We start from the raw sequence: 20951 nt of genomic DNA on the forward strand, positions 1-20951 counted from the left end.
GTGACGAAAACTCGCCTATGGCAGCGCGTTAGACGCAATGCTCGACCGGCGCCTTGAAATCGCCTTCGACGCACGAACCTTAAACGCGTGATAATATAATCATTATAGTGACTGGTAAAGCTGAACGTTTGCTTATCGCTATGCGCACATGCGCCTGGCGGAGATTTTTGGAGCAAACGTTCGCAAGGTCCGCCTCAAGCGGGGAATGACCTTGGAATCGCTGGCGACGGAAGCTGGCCTTGCCTACGGCTACATGGGTCGAATCGAGCGGGGACAAAAGAACCCCAGCCTGGATGTCGCCGAGAGGATCGCGAAGGTCCTTGAGATAGATCCCATCACGCTCTTTCGCGCACCACCGCCGGAACGATAGCCGAAGCCGAATTTGGCCCGAACCAGCAAGAAGCGTTCGCAGGCAGCGCTTCGGCTATTGTTAACGGCCTTGGCGGGTGCGCCAGACCGACCGCTTCCGGGCGTCGGTCTTCCGTGCCACGGCAGCTGAAAATGCGCGCGCGATAGTCACAAATTATAAGCAAAATAATAAAACTTATAGATTGAGCAGGCTTTTATTGCAGTTAAACTGTCCAAGTCCGCAGCTTCACTTAGAGTTATCAATATAACAAACCACAACCAAGGATAATCGGTCCTAGTTCACGCGACGAGCGGCCGCTGCGGCTTGTGGAATTTTGCATCGAGGAAGGCGTTTCGTGAGTGGTTTTGCTGCTCAGTTTGCTGTCGCGCTCACGGTGACCGTGAGCCTTGGCCTTGTCAGCGGCTGCCTGGGGGACGGCCTTCGGACTGTTCCTGGCCATCGCGAAAAGCACCGCGGCCCTGCCCGCCCTCAGAACTGTCGTCACGGCCTACACGACCGTGGTCCGCGGGGTGCCAGAACTCCTCGTTATCCTGCTCATCTACTCGGCGGAACCACGCTCGCCAGCCGTATCGCGGGGCGGTATGTCGAGGTGAACGCCTTCACCGCCGGCGTGATCGCGCTCTCGGTCGTGTTCAGCGGTTATGCGACCGAAGTGTTCCGCGGCGCCATTGCCGCGGTCCCGGCAGGCCAGACCGAGGCCGCCATGTCGCTTGGACTGAACGCCTGGCAGCGCTGGCTGCTGGTTGTTGGACCGCAGTTGCTGAGGCTCGCCCTGCCGGCCTATGGCAATCTCTGCATCTCGCTGTTCAAAGATACCGCACTGGTCTCGATCGTCGGCCTGACCGACGTCATGCGCGTCGCCTTCGTCGGAGCCGGATCCATGCGCGCGCCCCTGGGCTTGCGGCCACGCTTCACATAGCCGTTGCCCTGGCTGCCATAAGGGATGCCAAACATGTGGTTCGCCTGGCGCTGGTTCGCTTCAGCGTAACCTTTCAAGGAAGGTGGTGGCAAAGATCTTCCCTGGGTTCATGATATTTCCGGGATCGAGCGCCCTCTTGACCGCCCACATGCTTTCGACATTGTCGCCGTGTTCCCTTAGCAGGAAGCCACGCTTTCCTTGGCCGATTCCATGCTCGCCGGTGCACGTTCCCTCCATTTCAATAGCGCGCAGATTGAGTCTGCCTATGAAGTCGTCAATGCGCTGCATCTCGCCCGCGTCATTAATGTCCGCCATTACTGAGACATGGAAATTGCCGTCGCCGACATGGCCAACGATCGGTGCAACCAATCCTGTTTCTAAAATATCTTTCTGTGTTTGAACCATGCAATCGCCAAGTCGTGAGATTGGGACGCAAACATCCGTAGCGATGAATTTCGATCCGGGACGTAGCGCCAGGCAAGCCCAATACACGTCATGGCGCGCCTGCCATAGCCTGCTTCGATCCTCCGGCCGCAACGCCCGTCCAAAATCGCTGCCGCTCCATTCCCGGGCAATCTCCTCGAATAATTCCACCTGCTCAACAACCCCGGCATCCGTTCCGTGAAATTCGAGAAACAGGGTAGGCTGCTCGGGTATCGACATCTTCGAATGGAGGTTGCAGGCTCTGATCTGAATCTCGTCCAAAAGTTCAATCCGGGCGATCGGAAGTCCAAATCGGATCGTGGAGATCACCGCGTTGCACGCGGATAGCAAATCTGGAAAGGAGCAGGTCGCAGATGAAATTGCCTGCGGCACACCGTGAAGCCTGACCGTTAGTTCGGTAATAACGCCGAGTGTGCCTTCAGCGCCGACGAAAAGCCGGGTCATGTCATAGCCAGCCGCCGATTTGCGCGCCCTCCCCCCAGTCTTTCGGATCGAGCCGTCGGCCATCACGACGGTAAGCCCAAGTACGTTTTCCCGCATCGTGCCATAACGAACCGCGTTCGTTCCGGAAGCTCGCGTCGATGCCATTCCGCCAAGCGTCGCGTTGGCGCCCGGATCGATTGGGAAGAACAGGCCCGTCGCCTTGACATATTCGTTGAGTTGCTTACGCGTCACCCCGGCCTGAACGACGCAATCCATGTCCTCCTCATTCACGGCCAAGATCTCCGACATGCCGCTTAGATCGATGGATACTCCGCCAAAGGGTGCATTGACATTACCTTCTAGTGACGTGCCGGCGCCGAAAGGAATAATTGGCACGTTATGTTCCGCGCAGATGCGCACGGCTTCGGAGACCTCGTCCGTCGATCTGGGAAAGAAGACTGCGTTGGGCGATTGCACAGGATGCCACGTCGTAATGTTCGCGTGCTGTTTGCGGATCGTTTCATTGACGGAGACCGCTTGGCCAAATCGGTTGCGCAGTTTCTCAACCGCTTCCGCAATACCTGTTCCGTCGACTAGGCTCGTATCAACTTCGGTATCTGAAATCATAGCCGCGGATCTCCTCAGATTCTCTCGTGCAGCCGCTTAGTTGCATCAACGATGTGCGAGCGGGCCCGCTTTTCGCGCGACGCCTTCTTAGGGGTTGAAGGTGTTGGTCAGTTGCTTGTACACGGCGCACGGGTTTGCGACCCAGAGGTTCCCGCCGCGAGGATCCACCTCTGTTTGCGATCAATTATAAAACTACGCGTCAGATTCATCCTCCGCATAGTGCTTTTTTAAGCGCGTGGTTCGCTAAAGATGAGAACGCGAACTCCTTGGAATTAATGACTGGCGTCAACAAATTGCGAGCGCGGTGGTCGCAATTATGAAGACGATTGTCCCAGCCACTGCTGCTAGTCTTGCTCATCGGCCATGGCGGTGGGAGGCCGTTCCGATAGCAGATGGGCGGGAGGCCGACGATCGGAGGTTACGGGTGCGAAAAGCGCTCTGGTGCCGATGAGTTGATCACAAGCCAGTCCCAGTCTTCTGTCCAATTGCGCATCTCATTCGAGGTGTCGCGTTTCGATCAGATTGAGGCCCTTTATGGAACCCGGAATAGCCTTGCAGGGGAAAGTGACGGCTCCCACCGAAAGTGCTGTGACTGCCCCGGCCATGCGGGAGGAGCGTTCGAAACGCCGGCTATCCCAAGAAGGCATTGTTTTCGTTCTGGCAGTTGTCCTTGCATGCGGCTTTGCGATCATTCTTGGCGACGGTTTCTACCGTGTCGACAACATTATCGCACTCGTCCGCAGCGTTTCCGTATTGGGAATGCTGGGTCTGGGGATGGCTCTCGTTGTAATCGGACGAGGCATCGATCTCGCCATGATCGCTACGATGGTCGTAGCGGTGTCTTGGGCGCTCAACCTCGCCCAAGGGGGACACGACTTCTACTACGCCCTGCTACTTGGCGCGATTTTCGTCATCCTCGTCGGCTTAACGACCGGCTTTCTGGTCGCGTATGCCGAGGTGCCAGCGATTTTTACGACGCTCGCAATGGGGTCGGTGATATTCGGTGTCGGCCGACTTTTCTTCTTTCAGCTGGACAGCCAGAACACGCCAACCGGCTATGACTGGTTCGACTTCATTGGTCACGGATCGATATTTACGCTGCCGACCATCAATGGAAACGGCGTAGCCATTCCGACGCCGATCGTGCTGTTCGCGCTGGTTGCTGTGCTGCTTTTCTTGGCGCTAAAGTTCACGATTTTCGGTCGTTACGTTTACGCAAGTGGCGACAATCCACTCGCGTCTCGCACCGCAGGCATCCCCACGCGGGTGCTAACAATGGCCGAGTACACCGTCAGCAGCGCAGTCGCCTACTGCGCAGGAATCGTGATGGCTTCTGCAGCCAACGGAATTAACACGCGGATCTACAATTCGACGATGATCTACGACGTCTTGCTGATCGTTGTCCTGGGCGGGATCGGACTCAGCGGCGGACGCGGCGGCATAAGGAACGTCATCGTGGGCACGATTCTTGTGGGCGTGTTGCTTAACGGCATGACGATCATGAACGTGCCATACACCGTCCAGAACCTGGTGAAGAGCGTTACCTTGCTTACCGCGCTCTTCATAGAGTCCGCTGTCAATCCGCGGGACGAACAGACATCCCAGCAAGGTGATATTTGAGGTTTTGGCGGCGCTGCTATGGCAACCAAGTAAGGGAGGAAATGAAATGAAAAAGCTATTGAGTTCGCTGGCTTTCGCGGCCACAACACTCATCGCATCGGCGAGCATGCTGTTGGCCGAGGAGAAGGGGCTCGATGACGCCACCAGGGCGCCGTACTACGACGCCATCAAGGGTAAAAAGGTGGTGTTTGTCCCTCTGGCCATGGGCTTCGACCTAACCGAAGGATGGGCGGCGGCGATGCGCAAACAGGCAAATGAATTCGGATACACGTTCGATATCCGCGATCCGAATTGGAGCACCGACGCCGGAACGCGTGCCATTACCGCCGCAATCCAGGAGAAGCCCGACGTGCTGGTGGTGCAGAACCCCGATATTCAGTCTTATGCCCGCCTGTTGAAGCGAGCAGAAGAGGCCGGCATCAAGACCATTCAGATCAACATGAACTCGGTTTACACAACCGACGCGTTCATCGGCGTCGATCAGGTCAAGTTGGGCGAAGTGCAGGCGCAGGCGCTGGTTGATCATTGCGGCGCCGGCAAAGGCCCATCCACCAAAGTGGCACTCTTGCAGGGCGTCCCGAACGGCGCCGCAAATCTTTACATGATGCGAGGGATCTATAGCGTCTTGTCCCAGCATCCTGAGATCCAAGTCGTGTCCGAGCAAGCTGCGAACTACGATCCCTCCAAGGCACGTGCAATCATGGAAACGGTCCTCCAGCAGCATCCGGATATCTGTGGCGTATGGGGGGTATGGGATAGCCAGGACGTTGGAACGGCGGCTGCCATCGCGGAGGCCAAAAAGACCGGAAAAGTTTTCCTTGTGACCAGCGGCGGCGGCAACGAAGCCGCATGCGAAAACGTCAAGAAAGGATTGTTCGACCTCTACGTCACCTACGACACCTCGGTTCAGGGCATGGAATTGAACCAGAAGATTGCGGAGTTTCTGCAGACCCAAACGGCAGCTGGCGCGGTGAAGACGACTTACTTCACGCCCTTGCGAATGATCACCAAGAGCAACGTCAATGTACGAAATTGCTGGTCATTGACAGACATGCAGTAGAAAGCTCGGTCGCCGGCTACAAGATAGCCGGCGACTTCCGGATATGATCACCTGATCTCCACTTTATACTGGTAATCGCTATGTATGATGTAGGCATATTAACAAAGCTGCGGTATAGATATGTTCCCGATCACATCATCGGTGAGCTGTTGACAAAGCGATGGATGGACAATGCCATTCCGTTCGCCGCGTTGGCGTGTCTAATAGCCGCAATCGAACTGGCAGGGTTGAATTTCTTTGCCATCGACGCGTTGTTCGACCTTGCACGCCAGCTTGCTGAATTTGGGTTAATCGCCCTCGGGCTGGCAATCGTTATGATGTCGGGAGGCATCGACCTTTCCGTTGGTTCGGTGTTTGCGCTTTCAGCACTTGCGACACTCATCTGTATCAACGTGTATGAACAGTCGGTCTTCGTTGCCTTCCTCACTGCGATGGCCGTTGGCGGCCTGTGCGGTGCCATCAATGGCGTGTTGATCGGCTACTCACGCATCCGCGCCTTCCTCACGACCCTTGTCACCCTGATTATCTATCGCTCGATTTACGAACTAGTTTTCGCGAAATTCTCGACGGCGATCATGGCGACTATGGCAGATTCGCCCACCTGGGACTTCTTGGGTTATGGTACGTTGTTCGCGGTGCCAGTCTCATTTGGGATTGCGCTCATCATTGCGATCGGGTGGCATGTTGTGCTGTCACGTATGCGCTTCGGTTGGCGGCTGCAGGCCGTCGGGGGCGCCCGGCGCTCGGCTTTCAATGCCGGGATTGACGTCAGCCTCACGATCTTCAGTGCCTATACGGCGTCGGGTCTGCTTTGTGCCGTGGCGGGTTTCCTGATGGCTGCGCGGCTTGGCAGCACTGGCACGGACACGGGAGTTGGCCTTGAGGTCCAGGCGCTCACAGCCGTGGTTCTGGGTGGCATTTCACTCGGCGGCGGTCGCGGTTCCGTCTCCAAGGCCAGCATGGGTGCCATCTTCGTGCTCGTTCTAACAAACGGCTTGATCTCTCTTGGTGTGACTGGCCCCACCGCGTCGCTTATATTGGGCCTTGTCTTGATTACCGCGGTTTACCTTGATGTCCGCTGGTTGAAGAACCGCGAGAAGCTATTGCGGTCTGTCTACATCTCACCCGCCTATGCACAATTGCCGGATCTGGCAAAGTCACGTTCGGATCTTGGGCGGACTTTCGAGATCAACGATCGGTTGCGGAGCGTCGAAGTGATCGGGCTCGGGGAAATCGAATCCCCTGAGGATGTCATTCTAGACGACAACGATGACCTTTATTGCGGAACTCGAAATGGCGACATCATCCGGTTCTTCGCGCCCGACTATAAGCGGCAGGAACTGTTCGCTCATATTGGAGGGCAGCCGCTGGGCCTCGCCTTCGATCGGATTGGCAATCTGATCGTCTGCGTCGCCGGAATGGGACTTTATCAGGTTGCACAGGACAGGATTGTCTCCAAACTGACGGATGAAACCAACCGGAGTTTGACCTCTATTGTCGACGATTCCCAATTGAGGCTGGCCGACGACCTCGACATCGCGCCCGACGGCCGAATTTTCTTCAGCGAAGCGACAGTCCGTTATGGAATGCACGATTGGCCGGTCGACGCACTGGAGAGCCGTGGGAATGGCCGCATTATCTGCTACGATCCTACAAAAGGGACCACCCGCACCGAAATCCGGGGACTGATCTTTCCCAACGGCGTTTGCATGTGCGAGGATGGCCAATCGTTCATCTACGCAGAAACCTGGGCTTGCCGTATCACCCGCTATTGGTTTGACGGACCAAAAAAGGGAAAGTCGGAGAGCGTCGTGGAGAATTTGCCCGGCTATCCGGACAACATCAACCGCGCCTCCGACGGTGGGTTCTGGCTGGCGCTTGTCGGCATGCGCTCGCCGGCCTTGGACCTCGCGTTACGCATGCCCGGTTTCCGGCGCCGAATGGCGCGGCAAGTCGCCCGCGACAACTGGATATTTCCCAACATCAACACGGGCTGCATCGTCAAATTCACACCCCAGGGCGAGGTCGTCGAAACACTCTGGGACCTGGGCGGAATCAACCATCCCATGGTTACTTCGATGCGCGAACACAAAGGCTGTCTATTTATCGGCGGCATCTCAAATAATCGCATCGGGCGATACACGCTAGAGCGCGGCCGCTCCGACTGGACCGGTATGTCGAGTTACTGGGGCAGGAAATGATCCAACATGCTATACGCTGGCTCGATGGAATGTTGGGACGTGGGCAAGCGTCTATCACAGTGCCCGTCTACGATGGCCCGTTACAGGCCAACGACCTTCTCGAAAACGCCGCGGTGATAGCCAGGCTGCCGGCACCCGACAACCTCGTCTTGGCTTCGGAAGCTACTTGGCTATCGAGCGGCAGAAATCTTTGTCGGGTGACGCTTGGAAGCGAAACCGGATATGAGCTCGTCCAGCCCTTTGACAGCGAGATTTCCAGCCTCGCCGCCTCACCTGAGGGCGCGATTGCGATTGGCCTCGACGGTGTGGGCATAGTCATTCGTGGCGGGCCGCATGACGGATACGCGACTACAGAAGTTATGGAAAATCTCACTTGTCCCACGGCGGCTGCTTTTGTCGATGAAAATACCCTTCTCGTTGCCAATGGCTCAGCTGACAACAACGCCGCCGATTGGAAAAGGGATCTTATGGAGCGTCGCTCCTCGGGCTCCGTGGTGAAGCTTGATCTCGCCAATGGAAAATCTGAGTTGTTGGCGGACGGGCTAGCGTTCCCGGCCGGCATCGCCCGAGGGCCAAACAACTGCGTGCTGATATCTGAAGCCTGGAAGCATCGGGTGGTGTCGCTTGAGGCTCGCTCCGTGCAACCTGCCGTGGTCCTGAGCAATCTGCCGGGCTATCCGTCAAGGATAGAGCCCGCTCGTTCGGGCGGATATTGGCTGTCGGTTTTCGCGCCGAGAAACCAACTGGTTGAATTCGTTCTGAAGGAGGACCAGTACCGCCAACAGATGCTGAAACATATCGAGCCCGGCTTCTGGATCGCGCCGGCCCTGTCGAGTGGCACCAATTTTGGAGAGCCCCTCCAAGGAGGCGCCGTCAAGCAAATGGGTTTGTTAAAACCTTGGGCGCCGACGTTATCATACGGACTGGTGATCCGCTGCGGTGCCGAAATGCAACCGCTCCGCGGCTTTCACAGCCGAGCGGGCGGAACTCGCCACGGCGTGACTGCAACCCTCGATTATCCCGACGGTCTCCTGGTTGCGGCCAAGGGGACAAACGTCGTCGTGCTCATTGCCAAGGCAGAGTCTGGACAACTATGACCGAAACGATCATCGAATTGAGGCAGGCCACCAAGGCCTTTCGCGGGATCCAAGCCATCCAGAACATTAATTGGACGCTGCGGCGCGGCGAGATCCATGCGATCCTGGGAGAGAACGGGGCGGGCAAATCCACGCTGACAAAAGCGATTGCCGGTGTCCACCGGCTTTCGTCCGGAGAAATTCTGCTTGATGGCAAGGCTATAACGTTCCGGACCCCCTCCGATGCGCTGGCAAACGGCATTGCCATGGTGTTCCAAGAAACCAATCTCGTGCCATCGATGAGCGTTGCCCAGAACATTTACCTTGGCAATGAGAAACTATTCAACCGCCTGCGCGGCCTTTACATCGAGGCTCAGCAATTCTTGCAGTCGTTGAATTTTCAGGTCGACCCCACCAGCCTGGTGAGCGCCCTGGGCGGCGCGCAAAAGCAGATGGTGGAAATCGCCCGCGCGGTACATCATAAGGCCCGCGTCATCATCTTTGATGAGCCGACCGCGACATTGACGCCGGAGGAAAAGAAGCACTTCTTCAGCCTGGTTCGCCGCCTGCAGAAGCAGGGCGTCTCGATCGTCTTCATCAGCCACGCACTGGAGGATGCCTTGCTCATCTCCAACAGGATTACAATCCTACGCGATGGTGAACTGGTCGCGAGTGATACTTGTTCCGCCTTCAATCACGACAGGATCATCCGAGCGATGGTTGGGCGCGAACTGACCAGTGAAATATATGGCGCCCATGGGGCTACGGCGCGGCGTAGGCGACCATACGGCAAAAAGCTGCTCGAGGTAGAAAACCTGTCGATGGGAAAGATGGTGCGAAACTCTTCGTTTTCCATCTTCTCCGGCCAGATCACAGGGGTTTTCGGACTTGTTGGAGCGGGCCGTACCGAGATGATGAAGGTTGTGGCCGGGTTGATCAAGCGCGACTTGCTGCATGGAGGCACAATCAAGCTCGAAGGCCGGCAGGTGCGTTATCGAACACCGCGTCCGGCCGTGCAGGACGGCATCGTTTATGTGACTGAGGACCGGAAGCTTGAGGGCTTTTTTGAGACGATGTCGATTTCGGAGAATATCCAGATCGGACAGGTGGCAACCCGCTCAAACCCGTTGGCAATCGTAACGCCAGCCATGGCCCGCCAGTTGGCCAGCTCCTGGACCACTGCGCTTGGCGTCCGCGCCATTGATCCTGGCGCAAAAGTAATCGAGCTCTCAGGGGGCAATCAGCAGAAGGTTGTCATTGCTAAGGCGCTTGTACAAAAGCCACGAATTGTTATCTTCGACGAGCCGACACGCGGAGTTGACGTCGGCGCCATCGCTGAAATTCATGAGTTTCTCAACAAGCTTGCCGACAATGGTATTTCGGTGATAGTGATATCTTCCTATCTTCCGGAGGTTAAAGTACTTTCCGATCGCATCCTGATTGCACGGCAAGGCAAAATCGTTGAAGAAATGTCGGCTGAAACAGCGACCGACGAACTAATTATGTATGCAGCAGTTCATTGATCTCGCTGTCTACCGAACCTGCAGCGGACTTTTTCCAATCGAGGTTGTTCCGCAATGGCCAGTGCACCTTTACCTCGTTTGCATCGCAAAATAGGTCCATGTGCTTGTCCATGATGCTGATCAATTCCATTGTCGTGGGATGATCCTTGCCTAGATTGCTAATAAAGGCTCGGACAGGAATTCTATTAAGCAGCTCGTCCGACACTGCAAGGTGGCGAATGTCATGCTTTGACGACTTGGGACTGATCGCAAAGTCCGGCAGCAGGGTTGGCCCAAGCCCGCTATAAACAAACTGCTTGAGCGCATAGAGTGAATTGGTCTCCATCGCTACCTGGAGCCGGACACCCGCCGCCCTCTCCGCCGCATCAATCATTCGCCGCGCGCTGAAATCCCGCGAGAGCAGGCCACAGGGATGGCTGCTCAGTTGGCTGACCGAAACAGTGTCGCCGTCCAGTCCATGCCAGCTTCGTGGCACAATGCAGCTGAAATTGCTCGTCCGTTCAAAAACCGTGATGGCCGATTGGGGATCGGGCGGATTGAATGCCAGACCGATGTCGGTGATGTTTTCTTCGAGCGATTGCATGATCTGCTCGGTATTCATGACCTGGATGATAAAGCAAATCTCGGGATGCTTTTGCCGAAACCGGGCAGTGGCCGATGTCACGAAATCCAGAAGGAACGCCTCGCCGAGGGCTACCCGAATTTCCCCCCGCTTAAGCCGGGTCAGTTCCAGCAAGTGACTGATGATCTCGGAATCCTGGCGATGGCGCCGCGTCACATATTCCAGGAAGACGACTCCTAAGGCAGTCGGTGATACACCTTTTGAGGTGCGCGTCAGCAGAACAATTCCGAGGTCGGCTTCGAGTTCTTTCAACTTTCGTGCAACCGCCGATGGCGCGATACGCAGACGCTCGGCGGCTGCCCGCACCGACTGCTCTTCACAAACGACTGCGAAATAACGGATGGCACGCTCGTCCAGCTGGCGCAAATGTGTCCACGACATGTCATTCTCCTGCAAGCCGACTGGAAAAGGCGCACTGCATCGGTCGGTCGGCGCTGCTTCCGCTTATGGCCTGCGCCGCCAGGGGAGACCGCCAGACAAGCTTCCGGCGGCTATTGTCGCCCAGATTGGCCGATCTTTAAGCATCATAGGCCACATTCTCGGCGTGAGGCAAGAAGGCCTCAGGCGGCGAAATTCAGCACTCACGAGAGCCGATTCGCTGTTGCGCCCCTTAGGCGGAACGGGTTGTGTCGACCGCTCCTCAACGCAGATCGGCCCTAAAAGACCTTCGCCGAGACCGGCTGAGCGGTACCGCAGCCATGCTTTCTCCGCCTTCAAGTTTCACTGCCGCGCAGCCGGTCTCGGCCATCAGTCGGGCGGCATTGCGAAAGGCTGCTCTTCACTTTCTTCATAGGAGCCGAAAGGCATGTCTACGACCATCAAAGCTCGCTCCAGGCCACGCCTGACGGCCCTGCCGTGCAGGATCATCATGCCAAGGGTACACCTACGGTGACATTCCGTGCAACAGCATGCCGACACTGTCACCAACAAGAACAAAGTCGCAGTGCCGGTCGACCAGCGCGGCCATCGGAGTGGTATATGCCGTGAGGCCGACGAGAGGTGTTCTCCTCTTCATCGGACCAATATCCGACTGACCTGGTATGAACAACGGTGCTCAAAAGAGTATCCTCGTTTGTCTGCTGGCCGGTGGCGCGTTGCCATCAAGAATGTGTATGCCTGCCAGAACACCGCGTCCGGCGGGCAGCTATGTGTTGCGCCGTCTGCCTTCCAGGAGGTCAAGCACGCGGCGTGCCGCGTCAAGAACATTGGTACCAGGACCGAAGACCGCGGCGACGCCGTGGTTGAGCAGGAACTGATAGTCCTGTCGAGGAATGACGCCGCCGACCACCACGACGACGTCGCTCGCCCCTCGCGCCCTGAGCGCTTCGACGAGCTGCGGAGCCAGGGTCTTGTGGCCGGCCGCCAGCGAGGACATGCCGACGACCTGTACGCGGGATTTGACGGCAAGGTCGGCTGCTTCGTCCGGCGTCTGGAACAAGGCGCCGGCGATCACCTCGAAACCGACATCCCCGAAAGCCGACGCGATGACCTTGGCGCCACGGTCGTGGCCGTCCTGGCCAAGCTTTGCCACCATGATGCGCGGCTTCCCGCCAAGCGATGCGGCAAGCTCTTCGAGGCGCGCAACCAGCGTCTCGTACTCGGGCTCTCCGGAATAGGACTTGCCATAGATATTGCGCACAACCCTGGGCGCCGCCGCATGGTCGCCAAAGGCCCGGCGCAGGACGTCGGAGACCTCGCCGACGCTGGCGCGCGCACGCGCCGCTTCGACCGCCGCTGCGAGCATGTTGGCCTCGCCAGTGCGGGCGATTTTCTCCAGGTTCGCGAGCGCGGTCTCGGCGCGGAGGGGATCACGTTGCCGGCGGATCTGATCGAGGCGCTTCACCTGCGCCTCGCGCACCGCCTTGTTGTCGATGTCGAGGATGTCGATTTGATCCTCGTTCTCGAGACGATACCTGTTGACGCCGACGATCACGTCGTCGCCGCGATCGACCGCGGCCTGCCTGCGCGTCGCGGCCTCTTCGATCAGGCGCTTGGGCAACCCTTCGATGACCGCCTTGGTCATGCCGCCCCTTGCCTCGACCTCCTCGATCAGCGCCCACGCCGCGTCGGCGAGTTCCTTGGTCAGGCTCTCGACATAGTAGGAGCCGGCCAGCGGATCGACCACCTTCGTGACACCCGTCTCGTGCTGGAGGATGAGCTGGGTGTTGCGCGCGATGCGCGCTGAGAATTCGGTCGGAAGCGCAATCGCCTCGTCGAAGGAATTGGTATGCAGGCTCTGCGTGCCGCCCAGCACCGCGCTCATCGCCTCGAAGGCCGTGCGCACGATGTTGTTGTAGGGGTCCTGCTCCTGCAGCGAGACGCCGGAGGTCTGGCAGTGGGTGCGCAGCATCAGCGAGGAGGCCTTCTTCGGCTGGAACTCCTCCATGATCCGGGTCCACAGAAGCCGCGCCGCGCGCAGCTTGGCTGCCTCCATGAAGAAGTTCATGCCGATCGCGAAGAAGAAGGACAGCCGGCCCGCGAAATCGTCGACATCGAGCCCTTTCTTCAGCGCCGCGCGGACATATTCGCGCCCGTCGGCTAGCGTGAAGGCGAGTTCCTGCACCAGCGTCGCCCCGGCCTCCTGCATGTGGTAGCCAGAGATCGAGATCGAGTTGAATTTCGGCATCTCCTGCGCGGTGTACTCGATGATATCGGCGACGATCCGCATCGAGGGCTCGGGCGGGTAGATGTAGGTGTTGCGGACCATGAACTCCTTGAGGACGTCGTTCTGGATCGTCCCGGAGAGCTGCGCGCGCCGCACGCCCTGCTCCTCGCCGGCGACGATGAAGCTGGCGAGGATCGGGATCACCGCGCCGTTCATCGTCATCGACACCGAAACCTTGTCGAGCGGAATTCCTTCGAACAGGATCTTCATGTCTTCGACGGAATCGATTGCCACGCCCGCCTTGCCGACATCGCCCTCGACGCGCGGGTGGTCGCTGTCATAGCCGCGATGGGTGGCAAGGTCGAAGGCCACCGATACGCCTTGCTGGCCGGCGGCAAGCGCCTTGCGGTAGAAGGCGTTGGAGGCCGCGGCCGTCGAGAAGCCGGCATATTGCCGGATGGTCCATGGACGGCCGGCATACATGGTTGCGCGTGGCCCGCGCAGGAACGGTCTTTGCCCCGGCAAGCCGCCCAGATAGTCGTTTCCCTCAAGATCCTGTGCCGTGTAGAGAGGCTTGACGTCGATGCCTTCCGACGTGCGCCAGGTAAGCGTGTCCGGGTCGGCCTTGACCTCGCGCTCGGCGAGGGCACGCCAATGTTCGAGCTCGTCGGCCATCACTCGAACTCCATGATGAGGTCGTCGACCGCGAGGCTGGCGCCGGCCTTCGCCGCGATCGCCTTCACCACCGCCAGGCGCTCGGCGCGCAGCACGTTTTCCATCTTCATCGCCTCGACGGTCGCAAGCGTCTGCCCGGCCTCGACCGTGTCGCCCACCTGCACCGCCAGGGAAGTGATGACGCCGGGCATCGGGCACAGCAGCATCTTCGACGTGTCAGGCGGCGCCTTGACCGGCATCAGACGCGCCAACTGCGCGGCACGCGGCGAACGCACGATGGCAACAAGGTCGATGCCACGCCATTGCAGCCGCCAACCGGACTTGGACGGGGCTATTTTGCCCCCTACGTTCTCGGCCCCAACAAGAAAATGCGCGTGTGGCCTGCCGGGCAGCCAGTCGCTTTTCACCCGGACAGCCTCACGGCCGTCGAGCGAGACCAATGTGTGCCCGCTCTCCTCCAGGGCCGTGGCGACAAACTGCCGGTTGCCAAGTGTCACCGCCCAGTCCTCGCCAATACGGCGCGGATGGTTGGCAAGCGCCCCCGAAATTCGTGCGGCGCGTTGCTCCGCCAGGCGGTTGACAAAAACCGCGATCTGCGCCAGCAGGCACGCCTGGGTATCGTCCGGCTCAACGCCTTGAAAACCGTCCGGGAACTCTTCCTGGATGTAGGCCGTGGTCAGCCGGCCCTCGCGAAAGCGCTGCTGTCCCATCACCGCCGATAGGAATGGGAGGTTGTGGGCGATGCCTTCGACCTCGAAATCGTCGAGCGCGCGCGCCATCGCATCGATCGCCGCGTTCCGGTCCGGCGCCCAGGCGCAGAGCTTTGCGATCATCGGGTCGTAGTACATCGAGATCTCGCCGCCCTCGAATACTCCGGTGTCGTTGCGCACGACCGTGCCATCCTCGCGCCGCCCCTCGACCGGCGGCTGGTAGCGGGCGAGACGCCCGATGGAGGGCAGGAAATTGCGATGGGGATCCTCGGCATAGAGCCGGCTTTCGATCGCCCAGCCATTCAGCTTCACATCGTCTTGTGTCATGCGTAGCCTTTCGCCGGCAGCCACCCGGATCATCTCTTCCACCAGGTCGAGGCCGGTGATCAATTCAGTCACAGGATGCTCGACCTGAAGCCGGGTGTTCATCTCGAGGAAGTAGAAGTTCTTTTGCCCGTCTACGATGAACTCGACCGTGCCAGCGGAGAAATATCCCACCTGACGTGCGAGCGCGACGGCCTGCTCGCCCATGGCCTTGCGGGTAACCGGATCGAGGAAGGGTGATGGCGCCTCCTCGATGACCTTCTGGTTGCGTCGCTGGATCGAGCATTCACGCTCGCCGAGATAGACGATGTTGCCGTGCTGATCACCCAGCACCTGGACTTCGATATGGCGCGGCTGAGTGACAAATTTTTCAATAAAGATGCGGTCGTCGCCAAAGGAGGCCTTGGCCTCGTTCCTTGACGACTGAAACCCCTCTCGAGCTTCGCTGTCACTCCAGGCGATGCGCATGCCCTTGCCGCCGCCGCCGGCGGACGCCTTGATCATAACCGGATAGCCGATCGACGAGGAGATGCGAACGGCCTCGTCGGCATCCTCGATCAAGTCCATATGGCCGGGCACGGTTGAGACACTCGCGGCGGCGGCGATGCGCTTGGAGGTGATCTTGTCACCCATGGCCTCAATCGCCACCACCGGCGGACCGATGAAGGCGATACCGGCGTCCTTGAGCGCATCGGCAAAATTGGCGTTCTCCGACAGGAACCCGTAGCCCGGATGCACCGCGTCGGCGCCAGTGGCACGGATCGCGTCGAGTATCTTGTCGATGACGATGTAGGACTGCGAGGATGGAGCCGGTCCGATATGCACCGCTTCGTCGGCCATCTTCACATGCAGTGCGTCGCGGTCTGCGTCGGAGTAGACGGCCACGGTGGCGATGCCTAGCTTCCTTGCCGTCTTGATGACGCGGCACGCGATTTCGCCCCGGTTGGCGATCAGGATCTTTCGAAACATCAATTTACCCAAGTTGGAGATTCTCGTTGGTGCACGTACTCGAGTGTCAGAATATTTTGGGATCTTGCCTTTATGACGAATCCAGCAATTTCGAAGAAGCGTCGAACATCTTCCCCACGATTAAATATATTTACTTGAATATTTCGCATACCAATTGAGGCTTTGTTTATAATTTCTACAAGAACGACCGTTCCAATTCCAATATTTTGACAAGTACGTACGATGTAAAATTGATCTATTAATATTAACCCTCTCTCTTCATGAATTGTAATGCACCCGACATCGTCATTTTTATATTGAATTATCCAGCTGCATTGAGGGAATCTGTCCCCCATGCCTGGTCGAGGTGTCCAACGACCGAAAGTGCTTTCCGCCGCCTTTCTTATGGTCGACCGTTCGAGTTCGAGTATCAACGACTCGTCCTCGCCGGCCGCCTGGCGCAAGCGAACATCCGAAGTCTTTGTGAATCGCGCTTTTTTCATAGCGGCATGGTGTCGTGTTTCTTCCAGCGTGACTCGAGGTTCTTGCCGCGCAGCGCCGCGAAGGCGCGCGCAATGCGCTTGCGTGACGAGTGCGGCATGATTACCTCGTCGATAAAACCACGTTCGGCGGCAACGAACGGATTGGCGAAACGCTCCTCGTAATCCTGGGTCCGCTTGGCGATCTTTTCGGCATTGCCGAGTTCGGAGCGGTAGAGGATTTCGGTTGCCCCCTTGGCGCCCATCACGGCGATCTCTGCTGTCGGCCAGGCGTAGTTGACGTCCGCGCCGATGTGCTTGGACGCCATGACGTCATAGGCGCCGCCATAGGCCTTGCGCGTGATCAGCGTCACCATTGGCACTGTGGCCTGTGAGTAGGCGAACAGGAGCTTGGCACCATGCTTGATCACCCCACCATATTCCTGCGCGGTTCCCGGCAGGAAGCCGGGCACATCGACCAGCGTTAAGAGTGGAATGTTGAAGGCGTCGCAGAAGCGGACAAAACGCGCTGCCTTGCGGCTGGAATCGATGTCGAGGCATCCGGCCAACACCATCGGCTGGTTGGCGACGACACCCACCGTCTGTCCTTCGATGCGCAGGAAGCCGGTGATAATGTTTCTGGCGAAGGCCTGTTGGATTTCGAAGAAATCGCCTTCGTCGGCGATCGCCAGAATAAGTTCCTTCATGTCGTAAGGCTTTGCCGCATTGTTTGGTACCAGCGTATCAAGCCGCATGTCGAGCCGCGCCGGATCATCGAAGAATGGCCGCACCGGCGGTGCCTGCCGATTGTTCAGCGGCAGAAAGTCAAAGAGCCGTCGCACCCCTTCCAACGCCTCGATGTCGTTCTCGAAAGCGCCATCGGCGACCGACGACTTGCTGGTATGTGTTTGTGCGCCACCGAGCTCTTCTGCCGTCACGATTTCATTCGTGACGGTCTTGACCACATCCGGGCCGGTGACAAACATGTAGGAAGAATCGCGGACCATGAAGATAAAGTCCGTCATGGCCGGCGAATAGACGGCGCCGCCGGCGCACGGTCCCATGATCACGGAGATCTGCGGGATGACGCCGGAAACGTCAACGTTGCGCTTGAATACTTCGGCATAGCCGGCGAGCGAGGCGACACCCTCCTGAATGCGGGCGCCGCCGGAATCGTTCAGTCCGACCACCGGCGCACCGTTGCGGGCAGCCATGTCCATGATCTTGCAGATCTTCTGCGCGTGTGTCTCGGACAGCGAGCCACCGAGCACGGTAAAGTCCTGGCTGAAGACGTAGACCATGCGGCCATTGATCGTCCCCCAACCGGTCACGACCCCATCTCCGGCCACTTTCTGCGCGGCCATGCCGAACTCGGTGGCCCGGTGGGTTACATACATGTCGTATTCTTCGAACGATCCTTCATCGAGCAGCACTTCAAGCCGCTCGCGCGCCGTCAGCTTGCCTTTGGCGTGCTGGGCATCGATACGACTTTGGCCGCCGCCGAGCCGGGCTTCGTTCCGCCGAATTTCAAGCTGCTCCAGGACCAGGCGCATCAAACAATATCTTTCATGCTTAACCCACGTATTGCGGGGAAGGTTGCCTTCTGCTCCGTTGCGTCAAGCAAGAGTGCCGAACCGAGCGCCAAAAAATCTATCGGGGCCGTTAGCGCCTCCATCGAAACGTTTATTGCCATCTGACTGCTGCCTGCCCTCTTCAATCGCCTCACATGTGTTCCTTGAGCAAAACTCCAAGCGCGCTGATCCTTTGGCGATCTGCTCATCAGTTTGCGTCGAATAGCTGATCCGCGCGTTGTTGACTTTCTGTCTGCCTGCAAAAAAAGGAGCGCCCGGGACATAGGCCACTTTGGCGCGCGGCAGGGAAAACGCCTGCATGAATTCGCCAGCATCGAAGCCGTCGGGAAAAGTCAGCCAGGTAAACATACCGCCGCTTGGGTCGGTGAAGGCGATCTCTTGGGGAAAGCTTCGCCGGATTGTGTCGAGCATCAGGTTTTTTTTGCGAAGGTAGGTCTTGCGAATATCTTCTATGTGGCGCTCGACATCCGCCCGCTCCAGGAAAAGCGAGACTGCCGTCATGTTGAGCGTGTTGCATTGGGTGTCAGCGGCAAGTTTGAGCAGCGTCATATGCTCGATGACCGGGCGCGGGGCAACGGCCCAACCTAAGCGCAGGCCAGGTGCGAGTATCTTGGAAAAACTGCCGAGGTAAATAACGCGATCCTCGGTATCCAGGCTTTTGAGCGAAGGCAGCGAATTCCCTTCAAACCTGATCTCTCTGTAGGGCGTGTCCTCAAGGATCAACACGTCGTACTTGTTGGCGAGCTGGATCAGCGTCTTTCTGCGCTCAAGGCTGAGGGTCACTCCCGTGGGATTTTGGAATTCAGGAACAGTGTAAATGAACTTGGCTTCCGGATGACCGCGAAGCGTGCGTTCAAGAGCCTCCATGTCGATGCCTTGGTCGTCGATGGGCACGGTCGCATAGGTCGGCTCGTAGGGATTGAAGGCAGCCAGCGCCCCAAGGAATGTCGGATCTTCAACGACGATCAGATCATCCTTGTCGACCAGCATCTTGGCGACCAGGTCGAGACCTTGCTGCGCTCCCTGCAAGATGAGGACACAATCGGCGTCGCATCTTACCCCTTCCGCGCCCATCCGCACGGCTATCTGGGCCCTCAGCCGCGGTATGCCATTGGAGACCGTGTATTGAAGTGCCTCGCGACCGCTTTCACGAATTGCAGTCTCGAAGGCTGACGAGAGGGTATCGAGCGGGAAAAGGCTTGCGTCTGGATAGCCGCCTCCGAAGGAGATTATTTCCGGATCCGCGCCCAGCTTCAACAGGTCCCGGATGGCCGAAGGCCTGACATGCTTCATTCGTTCGGCGTAGGGAGAATTCTTCATGGGTCTCAATTCGTTCTTCAACAGCTGCGCGAGCGCATGGCGGATATAGCCACATGTGGCGCTGGTGCGTGCATTGCGGCTGCGGCTGCCCCAGGCGCGCCATGTTGAAAAAGTGCCAGCCGGGCTTCGACCGGCTGGCAGTTGGCCCGCGGTCCGCGGGCTTGGGAGGGTTATTTCATCGTGGTGAGGAGTTCGTAGTCCTTGCCATTGACCTTGTAGAGGCCGTAGCTCCCCGGTACGTCGCCATTCTTGTCGAACTTGAACTCGCCTGAAGCGCCCTTGTAGTGGATGTCCTTGCCGGCATCGATCAACTCCTTGGCCTTCTTCCATTGGCCGGGCTCGACGACATCGCCCTTTCCAGCAGTTACATCGCGAAGGGCCGCGGAGATCTTTGATTTTTCGCCGCTGGCTTTTTCTATGGCGAGCGCAAGCAGGAACACCGCGTCGTAGGAATTCGTTACGAAGGTGCCGTTGGGGTCACCGCCGGCTTCCTTGAACTCGTTGTTGAAGGTGTCCAGCGCATCCGACTGTTCGCCTTTCGGTGAGGAGACAAGAAAATTTGCGAGATTGTCCGCGCCGATGCCGTTTATAAGCGCCGCAGAGCGCATGCCCTCCGAGCCGACAAAGTTCTTGAAGAAGTCGTTCTCAATGGACTCCCTCACAATCGTGAGGCCCGATGTGTCACCATAGTCCAGGACAAGCAGGGTATCGGCGCCGCCCTTGGCGAGTTCGGCGAGATCGGCACGATAGGAGGGCTTTGATTCATCGTGCGCTGCGTAGCCGGCGATTTTTCCGCCTTTAGCTTCGTATTCTTTCTTGAAAGCCTCGGCCAAGCCTTTTCCATAGTCATTGTTGATATAAGCCACGGCGATTTTCTTCACACCGCGCTCGAGCATGGTACGAGCGAGGACCTGCCCCTGATATTCGTCCGACGGCACTGTGCGGAAAACTGTATCGTTGTCTTTGAGCGTTGTGATTACCGGTGAGGTACCGGCCGGCGTGATCAGCACGATGGCGGCGGGAATCGTAACGGAATTGGCAGCGGATATAACAGCGCCAGAGCACCAAGGACCAACGATGCCGATGACCTTGGAGACATTCACAACCTTACCGGCTGCATCGGCGCCAATTTGCGGATTGCACCCATCGTCTGCCACGACGCCGATCAACTTCTCGCCCTTCAGCAGTCCCCCCTGATCGTTGATCTGCTTGACGGCAAAGTCGTAGGATTTCATGATCTCGGGCGCCAGGGCGGCGGCTCCGCCAGTGATCCCGCCGAGCAGACCGATGGACTGATCCGCCCAGGACGGGGTTGACAGCGCCGTCGCTCCCATCGCCAACGCGAAAGCGGCAACTAGTTTATTCATGTGTGTTCTCCATTCGTGTGTTCCCCATCGAGATGGGCTGCGTTGA

14 protein-coding genes and 1 pseudogene are annotated in these 20951 nt (G+C 58.2%); 7 read left to right on the forward strand and 8 right to left on the reverse strand.

The window, feature by feature from the left end; all coding sequences use genetic code 11:
* Positions 1-148 precede the first annotated feature (148 nt).
* A complete protein-coding gene (locus O7A05_RS10315) occupies positions 149-370 on the forward strand; it encodes a helix-turn-helix domain-containing protein (protein WP_337092924.1) in 222 nt (73 codons plus the stop codon).
* 589 nt (positions 371-959) lie between these two features.
* Positions 960-1289 (forward strand): ABC transporter permease subunit, encoded by a 330-nt coding sequence (locus O7A05_RS34400; RefSeq protein WP_415926988.1) that lies wholly within the window; start codon positions 960-962, stop codon positions 1287-1289.
* Between the two features lie 60 nt (positions 1290-1349).
* Here the strand turns inward: O7A05_RS34400 and O7A05_RS10330 are convergent, their stop codons facing one another.
* On the reverse strand, positions 1350-2783 hold the full coding sequence (locus tag O7A05_RS10330) for an FAD-binding oxidoreductase (protein ID WP_337092926.1): 1434 nt from the start codon (positions 2781-2783) through the stop codon (positions 1350-1352).
* Between the two features lie 534 nt (positions 2784-3317).
* Here O7A05_RS10330 and O7A05_RS10335 point away from each other — a divergent pair.
* From O7A05_RS10335 to O7A05_RS10355, 5 genes are all read left to right on the forward strand, one after another.
* Positions 3318-4403, forward strand: a complete 1086-nt coding sequence (locus O7A05_RS10335) for an ABC transporter permease (RefSeq protein ID WP_337092928.1) — start codon at positions 3318-3320, stop codon at positions 4401-4403.
* A gap of 46 nt (positions 4404-4449) precedes the next feature.
* Positions 4450-5463 (forward strand): sugar ABC transporter substrate-binding protein, encoded by a 1014-nt coding sequence (locus tag O7A05_RS10340; protein ID WP_337092930.1) that lies wholly within the window; start codon positions 4450-4452, stop codon positions 5461-5463.
* Positions 5464-5627: 164 nt separating this feature from the next.
* The gene (locus O7A05_RS10345; RefSeq protein WP_337092931.1) at positions 5628-7664 is read left to right on the forward strand and encodes an ABC transporter permease; all 2037 of its coding nucleotides are present in this window, start codon (positions 5628-5630) and stop codon (positions 7662-7664) included.
* Positions 7661-8761 carry a strictosidine synthase gene (locus O7A05_RS10350; RefSeq protein WP_337092933.1) on the forward strand — a complete coding sequence of 367 codons (1101 nt, stop codon included), beginning with the start codon at positions 7661-7663 and terminating at the stop codon, positions 8759-8761. The genes O7A05_RS10345 and O7A05_RS10350 overlap by 4 nt, the downstream gene beginning before the upstream one ends.
* Entirely contained in the window at positions 8758-10263 is a 1506-nt protein-coding gene (locus O7A05_RS10355; RefSeq protein WP_337092934.1) for a sugar ABC transporter ATP-binding protein, read from the forward strand. Before O7A05_RS10350 ends, O7A05_RS10355 begins: the two co-directional genes overlap by 4 nt.
* Here O7A05_RS10355 and O7A05_RS10360 read toward each other — a convergent pair.
* From O7A05_RS10360 to O7A05_RS10390, 7 genes and pseudogenes are all read right to left on the reverse strand, one after another.
* Positions 10241-11266, reverse strand: a complete 1026-nt coding sequence (locus tag O7A05_RS10360) for a LysR family transcriptional regulator (RefSeq protein ID WP_337092936.1) — start codon at positions 11264-11266, stop codon at positions 10241-10243. The two genes, O7A05_RS10355 and O7A05_RS10360, sit on opposite strands and share 23 nt — an antisense overlap.
* Before the next feature lie 313 nt (positions 11267-11579).
* Positions 11580-11900: pseudogene (locus O7A05_RS10365) on the reverse strand (3-methyl-2-oxobutanoate hydroxymethyltransferase); the annotation flags it as partial.
* 129 nt (positions 11901-12029) lie between these two features.
* Positions 12030-14165, reverse strand: a complete 2136-nt coding sequence (scpA, locus tag O7A05_RS10370; RefSeq protein WP_337092937.1) for a methylmalonyl-CoA mutase — start codon at positions 14163-14165, stop codon at positions 12030-12032.
* Positions 14165-16168, reverse strand: coding sequence for an acetyl/propionyl/methylcrotonyl-CoA carboxylase subunit alpha (locus O7A05_RS10375; RefSeq protein ID WP_337092938.1), 2004 nt, complete (start codon positions 16166-16168; stop codon positions 14165-14167). Before O7A05_RS10375 ends, scpA begins: the two co-directional genes overlap by 1 nt.
* Before the next feature lie 478 nt (positions 16169-16646).
* The gene (locus O7A05_RS10380; protein WP_337092939.1) at positions 16647-18179 is read right to left on the reverse strand and encodes an acyl-CoA carboxylase subunit beta; all 1533 of its coding nucleotides are present in this window, start codon (positions 18177-18179) and stop codon (positions 16647-16649) included.
* A gap of 63 nt (positions 18180-18242) precedes the next feature.
* The gene (locus tag O7A05_RS10385) at positions 18243-19538 is read right to left on the reverse strand and encodes an aminotransferase-like domain-containing protein (RefSeq protein ID WP_337092941.1); all 1296 of its coding nucleotides are present in this window, start codon (positions 19536-19538) and stop codon (positions 18243-18245) included.
* Between the two features lie 170 nt (positions 19539-19708).
* Positions 19709-20905, reverse strand: coding sequence for an ABC transporter substrate-binding protein (locus tag O7A05_RS10390; RefSeq protein ID WP_337092942.1), 1197 nt, complete (start codon positions 20903-20905; stop codon positions 19709-19711).
* Positions 20906-20951 lie beyond the last annotated feature (46 nt).

The sequence above is a fragment of the Mesorhizobium argentiipisi (SeqCode) genome (genome assembly GCF_037179585.1).
Lineage (GTDB): Bacteria > Pseudomonadota > Alphaproteobacteria > Rhizobiales > Rhizobiaceae > Mesorhizobium > Mesorhizobium argentiipisi.